The sequence below is a fragment of the Rhodococcus sp. no. 34 genome, assembly GCF_054589475.1.
On sequence record NZ_BAAILK010000026.1, the window covers coordinates 80,795 to 87,835 of the forward strand.

Sequence of the window (7,041 nt, forward strand, 5' to 3'; positions counted from 1 at the left end):
GTGCGGGTCGCACCGGCGCTGGCGGCGCGCACGCGCGTGTACGCCCTTGACCTCGCCGGATTCGGACTCACCTCTGCCCGTGGGCGACACACCGGCGTCGATGCCAACACAGTACTTCTGAATCGCTTTCTCGACACAGTGGTGGGTGAGCCCGCCGTCCTGTTCGGCAATTCCATGGGCGGAATGGTCTCGGCAATGTCGACCCATGCCAGTCCCGAATCAGTCGCCGGGCTGGTCCTGGTGGATCCGGCGCTCCCCCTGCCCGTCCAACTTCCCGATCTGACCGTCGCCGCCCAATTCGCGCTCTACTCGATGCCGTACGTCGGTGAGCAGGTTCTCGGCTTCGGACGCCGAAAGATGTCAGACCGGCAGTTGGCCGCTCAGATGACCAGATTGTGTTTTGCCGATCCGACGCGAGCCGACCCCGCGGTCCTCGACGCGGGCGCTGCCTTGACGGCGATTCGCCGCAACGAACCTACACAGGATGCCGAATTCCTTCAGGCAGCACGGTCACTGCTGATGACCCTCGCCCGTCCTGCCTCCTATCGAAAGACATTGCGAGAGATCACGACTCCGACGCTCCTGATGCACGGCGATCGCGATCGGCTTGTCCCGGTCGAGGCCGCACGGGCAGCCGCTGCTGCACATCCACACTGGACCACCATCATTCTCGGCGACACCGGCCACACCCCACAATTGGAGATTCCGGACGAGTTCACCCGTCATGCGCTCGCGTGGCTCGATCGCACGGGGCTGATCAGGAGCTGACACGTACCAACACTCCCCGGTGGAACGCCCTTGCCGATCGAGCAAGTGCCCCATCAACTTCGGAGTATCAAGAACGATTCGGCGGTCGTCTACGTTGGCAGGTCCGGCCCACCGGGGAACGCGAAACGGACACATACCCCAAAGCTCTCGAACCCTGGGAATGTGTCGGGGTACGCGCGTAGCGTGAGATTCAGGCCTTCCTCGGCCAAGCATTTCCGCGTCCCCTGCTTGTGTATCCGTTTCGGTTAAGGAGAGTTTTCAGATGCCCGCACGCACAGCGCTCGACGGAACACCCTGTTGGATCGACCTCACCAGCTCCGACACCGAGGTTGCCAAATCCTTCTACACCAACGTGTTCGGCTGGCAGGCTGACACAAACGACGACCCGCAGTACGGCGGCTACGCGATCTTCAGCAAAGACGGGCAGCCCATCGCCGGGCTCGGACCCCAGCAGGAGGGAAACCCCTACGGCAACGTGTGGACCACCTACATCTCCTCGACTGATGCAGCAGCGTCGGCGTCCAAGGCCCAAGCCTCGGGCGGAATGATCATGATGCCGTCGATGCAGGTCGGTCCTCAGGGCAGCATGGCGATCGTGGGCGATCCGGCCGGTGCCGTCGTCGGCATCTGGCAGGCAGATCAGCACCACGGCTTCGGTTTGGTCGGCGAGGCCGGAGCGCCGGTCTGGCACGAGACCTTGTCCAAGAACTACGCCGCGGTCCTGCCGTTCTACACCGACGTGTTCGGCTGGACTTACGAGTCGATCGGCGACAGCGACGAGTTCCGGTACTCACAGGCCAAGCAGGGCGACACCGTCGTCGCCGGTTTGATGGATGCCAGCTCGTTCCTCCCGGCAGAGGCGCCGTCGTTCTGGCAGGTGTACTTCGGGGCGGACGACACCGATGAGGCCGTCGCCAAGGTCGTCGAATTCGGCGGCAGCGTCTTGCGCGATCCCGAGGACACGCCCTTCGGTCGTCTCGCGTCGGTGGCCGATCCACTAGGTGCCAAGTTCCAGATCTCCACGATCATGGAATGAATCTCCGCGCGGAGGCCGCACCGGTCCGCGGTCTCTGCGCGCTGATCATCTGGAAAGTCCGGATTTGACCGCACAGATTTGAACACTCGCCCAGAAGGTATGCAGTTTTCTGCGTCCAACGCCTAATCTCATGGGATGCCCGCCCCCGCCCCTCTCCTCGATGTGTACTCGCAGCCGACTCTGTCGACGCTTGCGCCGTCGGTACTCGCTTCTCTCGGAGTGAGCGGCGAAGCGAACCGTCTCGAACTACAGCCCAGCAAGAAGACCGTAATTCTGCTGGTAGACGGGATGGGCGCGAATTTGCTCGCCCGCAACGTCGAACATGCACCATTCCTGAATTCACTGATCGGAACGCCCATCCGGGCAGGCTTCCCCACGACGACGGCCACCAGCATCGTCTCACTGGGGACCGGTCTGCCTTCGGGAGCGCACGGCATCACCGGCTACCAGTCCTACGTCGAAGAAGCCGATTCGGTGTTCAACTGGCTGGGTTGGCACAGCGCGGGCAAGAAGGAATCTCAGACCGACTCCATCGTCCCGGAAACCCTGCAGCCGCAGGCCACGACGTTCGATCGCGCCGCCGCAGCCGGCATCACCGTTACAACCGTCGTACCGTCGAAGTTCGACGGCAGCGGCCTCACCCGTGCCGGGATGCGCGGTGCCCAGTTCGCCGGAATCCAGGCATACGGAGACCTCCTCGCTCGCACCGTGGCGGCGTCGAAATCTGCCGACCGCACGTTCACGTACTGCTACATCAGCGAGATCGATGCACTCGGCCACGTCTACGGACCCGAGTCCGAGCCGTGGATCTTCCAACTGATGCTGGTCGATCGACTGGTCGAGCAACTCGCCGCTGCACTCGGCCCGGACGTGAGATTGCTGGTGACGGCAGACCACGGAATGGTCGACGTGTCGGACGAGAACAAGATCGACTTCGACAACACTCCGATTCTGTCCAAAGATGTACTCGCTCTTGCCGGTGAACCTAGATGTCGTCACATCCACACCCGAGAAGGCGCTGCACAAGATGTTGCGGACCGCTGGCGCGCCGAACTGGGTGACCGCATGTGGATCGGGACGAGGTCCGAGGGCATAGTCGCAGGATTGTTCGGGCCTGCAGTGCATTCCGAGTATCACGGCCGGATCGGTGACGTCATCGCCATTGCGTCCGGGGACGTGGCCGTCGTACGTCGATCTGTCGAATCGGGACTGTCCGGACTCCGTGGACAGCACGGCGCCCTCACTCCGGACGAACTGCTGGTACCGCTCTTGTCCTCAGGACAGCAGTAGGGTTCGCGCCCGGCGAATCTCGGAAACACCGACGACCTTGCATGCACCCAACAGGACGACGGCACCGACGGCCGCACCCGCCGACAATGAAATAACAGCAGCAAGCCTGGGCTCGGGAACTCGGTTCTGAACCGCCACCACCAAAGCGAGCGCACAACCACCTGCCAGAATTGCCGCCGCCGAAATCCTTCCGACGGTGGCCTGCACGCGACGGAATCCCAACAGCCCGTATCGCTTTCGAAGAAGGATGTGGCCGAGTACCGCTCCACACACGTAGGAGAACGAGCCGGCGGCACAGACGGCCAGGACCAGCCTTTCGTCACTCGCCGACAGTGACGCAAGAAGGACGAGCGCAGTCTTGGCGACCACCATCACCAGGGCGATCACCGCGGGAGTTCGGGTGTTGTTGTCGGCGTAGAACACTCGCAGCTGAAGCATGACCATCGCAAAGGGCACCAGCCCGAATGCACTGACCGCAACGGCCGTCCCGATCAACCGGGCACTGCTGCCGTCGACCCGGCCGAAGAAGATCAAGGTGGTCAACGAGGGACCGAACACCATGAGCGCCACAGTCACCGGGATCAGCGCCACCACAGAATACCGGGCTCCCCGGCCCAGATCGGAGACGACGCCGACGTCGTCACCCGCAGCAACCGACCTGGCGATCCGCGGCATCAGCACCGTCAACAACGACACACCGAGAATGCCGTACGCCACTTGAAACAGCAGATCCGCGTGCGTGTACATCGAGTAGACGTGACGGGAGAGAGTGACCTTCATCGTCACCCACACACCGATCTGGCCGGCAACGACGTACACAAGTACCCAGCCGAGCAACGGCGCCCCGACGCGCACCGGGCGCCAGGTGTGCGGTACGACCCGCACGCGAAGGCGCCACCGAAACCCGTTGCGGTGCAGCGCTCGAGCAACGACGGCGGTTTGCGCCACGATCCCGAGCAGAGTGCCGATACCGATCACCAGGACCTGCGCGGTGGTCATCGACTCGGGAGTCAGAGCCACCGGCCCCGGGATACAAAGGAAGACCGCGACCGTCACCAGAAGGACGACGTTGTTGATCACCGGTGCCCAGGCCGGCGCGCCGAACACCGATCGAACGCTGAGCACAGCCGTCATCATCGCCGTGACGCCGTAGAAGAAGATCTCCGGAAGAAGCAAGTACGCGAAGAGCGTCGTGAGCTCTCGTTGAGCCGGATCATCGATCACGGCCGAGACCAGAGGCGGCGCGCACACCACGGCCACTACCGTCACGAGCGCAAGAGCCAGCGCTCCGACGGTGAGAACGCGCTGCGTCTGCTCTCGTTCGAGCGTCCGCCCACGGCTCCGTTGCCGCGTCAGATACGGAAGCAGGACGCTGGCGAGAATCCCGCCGAGGAGGAGCTGATAGACCATGTTCGGGAAGCTGTTGGCCGCGTTGTACGCATCACTGACGAGGGCAATGCCCAGGACCGCGGCAAGGGCAAGGGTGCGGACGAAGCCGGTGATCCGACTGACCGTGCTGGCGAGCGCCACTTGCCCACCCATCTTTGCCAAGCTGCCGCCCGTCTCAGCTGAACGTTCGGACTTGCGTTCAGACTCCCCCACGCTCTCGACCATCTCGCCAGAGTGCCACATCGCAGACGTTCGACGATCCGGACGGAAACGGAAGGGCGCCCCGAACCGTGGGTTCGAGGCGCCCTTGCGAAAGGAACAATCAGGCGGATTCCGCTCCAGCCAACGGCGGCATGACGACAACCTGCCCGGCGAAGGACAGGCCCGCACCGAAGGCGAGAAGCAGTGCCTTGTCGCCCGGCTTGCACTGGCCGTCGCGCAGCATCTGCTCCATGGCGAGCGGGATCGAGGCCGCGGACGTGTTGCCCGTCTCGGCGATGTCGTTGGAGACGGGGAAGCCCTCGGGCAGCTTCATGCTGCGAGCGATGACCTCGTTGATGCGCTGGTTTGCCTGGTGCGGCACAAAAGCGTCGATGTCCTCGATACCCAGCCCCGACTTCTCCAGGGTGCGAGTGGCGACCTTGCCCATCTCGAAGGCGGCCCAGCGGAACACCGCGGTGCCGGCCATCTTGATCCACGGCCGAGGTCCGGTCGGGTTCTTGGTGTAGTCGAGCCAGCTGGGCTCCTGAACGATGGCGTCGGACTGGCTGCCGTCCGAACCCCACTCGACCGGGCCGATTCCGACGGTGTCGCTCGGGCCGACGACAACTGCGCCTGCGCCGTCACCGAAGATGAAGCGCACGCTGCGATCGGTGGGCTCGGTGGCCTCGCTCATCAACTCGACGCCGACGACGAGTACGTGATCAACCGTGCCACCGCGAACGAGGTCGCTGGCCACTGCAAGAGCGGTACAGAAACCGGCGCAGCCTGCCGCGACGTCGAATGCAGCCGGACCCTTGATGCCGAGCTCGTGGGCGACGATGGACGCAGCCTGGGGAGTCTGCAGGTCCCACGTCGACGTCGCGATGATCACGGCGCCGATCTGCTCGGGTGCAATGCCGCTGACGTCCAGTGCTTTACGGGCCGCGCTGATCGACATCGCGAGGATGCCTTCACCCTCGCCGGAGAACCGGCGCGACTTGATACCCGATCGCGTCTGGATCCACTCGTCGGTGGAATCGATCAGCTCGCAGATCTCGTCGTTGGTCACGACTCGCTCCGGGCGGTGAACGCCGAGCCCGAGAAGGACGGACTGCCGACCTCCGGCCACACTGGCAATCGGCTTACCCATTGATCGATCTCCTCGTTGGTTTCTGGTGATGACGCGCATTCGACATCACACGTTACGTACAGGACATAAGCCCCTGCCTCTCAGGTCACCGTTCGATCACGGCAACAACATGAGGCTGGCTCACATTACGCTTCGGTCAGGTATGTAGTCCAGATCCACGATCAGGCGCGCAAATGAGCTAGAACTGCCAAAACACGACGATGCCCGCTTTCGGAAGCCGACAGGCCGAGTTTTGCGAAGATATTTCCTATGTGCTTGCTCACAGCGGTGTCGCTGACGACCAGTTTCCTGGCGATTTCCTGATTTCCCAACCCCTCCGCCATCAGTCCGAGAACCTCGGACTCGCGTGGAGTCAGCGATCTGATCGGATCGTCGGCGCGTCGACGGCTCATCAGTTGGGATACGACCTCGGGATCCATCACCGTTCCACCGTCGACGACCCGGTTCAATGCGTCGACGAACTCGGCTACCTTCCCGACTCGTTCCTTGAGCAGGTACCCGACCCCGCCGGCGCCTCCTGCCAACAATTCACCGGCGTAGCGATCCTCGACGTAAGCGGAAAGGACCAGGACGGGAAAGCCCGGGCGAAGCTTGCGCACCTCGATCGCCGCTCGAAGTCCCTCGTTGGTGAAAGTAGGAGGCATCCGGACGTCGAGCACCGCGGCGTCGGGGGCAGTCTCCTCGAACACCGTGAGGAACTGTGCGGCGTCGGAGACGGCAGACACCTCGAAGCCCTCGCCGCGAAGCAGCAGTGCCAGCCCCTCTCGCAGGAGAGCGTCGTCCTCGGCAATCAGAATCCGCACGGTAGTTCCACCCTCATCCTTGTCGGTCCACCCTCCGGGCTCTCCAATACTGCGGTTCCTTCGAAAGCCTCGACCCGGCGTCGAATACCCGCCACGCCGCCGCCCGGGCGTTCGTTCGCGCCGCCGTGACCGTCGTCGATCACGTCGATGAGCATCGTCTCACCCGACGAGTCGTCCGACGTCTCCGTCCGTGCCGTGACGGTGACACTGCGCGCTCCGCTGTGTTTTGCGACGTTGGTCAAGGTCTCGGCGACGACGAAGTACGCAGCAGCCTCGACGGCAGCCGGGGCACGGCGGAGCTCGTCGATCTCGAGTACGCAGGGCACGGCGGAGCGCCCGGCGAGCGCCGAGATCGCGCCCTCCAGACCCAACTCGTCGAGGATCGGCGGGTAGATGTCGTGCAC

Annotated in this window: 7 protein-coding genes; 3 read left to right on the plus strand and 4 right to left on the minus strand. The window is 63.7% G+C overall.

Going from position 1 to position 7,041, the window contains the following annotated elements:
* The 3 genes from ACYP01_RS09525 to ACYP01_RS09535 form a co-directional block, all read left to right on the plus strand.
* The coding region (locus ACYP01_RS09525) for an alpha/beta fold hydrolase (protein ID WP_459679633.1) at positions 1 to 768 on the plus strand (768 nt) is incomplete at its 5' end.
* 262 nt (positions 769 to 1,030) lie between these two features.
* Positions 1,031 to 1,804, plus strand: coding sequence for a VOC family protein (locus ACYP01_RS09530; RefSeq protein WP_459679635.1), 774 nt, complete (start codon positions 1,031 to 1,033; stop codon positions 1,802 to 1,804).
* Positions 1,805 to 1,939: 135 nt separating this feature from the next.
* The gene (locus ACYP01_RS09535) at positions 1,940 to 3,094 is read left to right on the plus strand and encodes an alkaline phosphatase family protein (protein ID WP_459679638.1); all 1,155 of its coding nucleotides are present in this window, start codon (positions 1,940 to 1,942) and stop codon (positions 3,092 to 3,094) included.
* Here ACYP01_RS09535 and murJ read toward each other — a convergent pair.
* From murJ to ACYP01_RS09555, 4 genes are all read right to left on the minus strand, one after another.
* Positions 3,080 to 4,696 carry a murein biosynthesis integral membrane protein MurJ gene (gene murJ, locus ACYP01_RS09540; protein ID WP_459679640.1) on the minus strand — a complete coding sequence of 539 codons (1,617 nt, stop codon included), beginning with the start codon at positions 4,694 to 4,696 and terminating at the stop codon, positions 3,080 to 3,082. The genes ACYP01_RS09535 and murJ overlap by 15 nt on opposite strands.
* 109 nt (positions 4,697 to 4,805) lie before the next feature.
* A complete protein-coding gene (locus ACYP01_RS09545; protein WP_003945837.1) occupies positions 4,806 to 5,834 on the minus strand; it encodes a beta-ketoacyl-ACP synthase III in 1,029 nt (342 codons plus the stop codon).
* Positions 5,835 to 5,995: 161 nt separating this feature from the next.
* Positions 5,996 to 6,637 (minus strand): response regulator transcription factor, encoded by a 642-nt coding sequence (locus ACYP01_RS09550; RefSeq protein WP_003945784.1) that lies wholly within the window; start codon positions 6,635 to 6,637, stop codon positions 5,996 to 5,998.
* Positions 6,625 to 7,041 (minus strand): sensor histidine kinase (locus ACYP01_RS09555; RefSeq protein WP_459679644.1); only part of this gene is annotated, 417 nt, incomplete at its 5' end. The genes ACYP01_RS09555 and ACYP01_RS09550, both read right to left, overlap by 13 nt.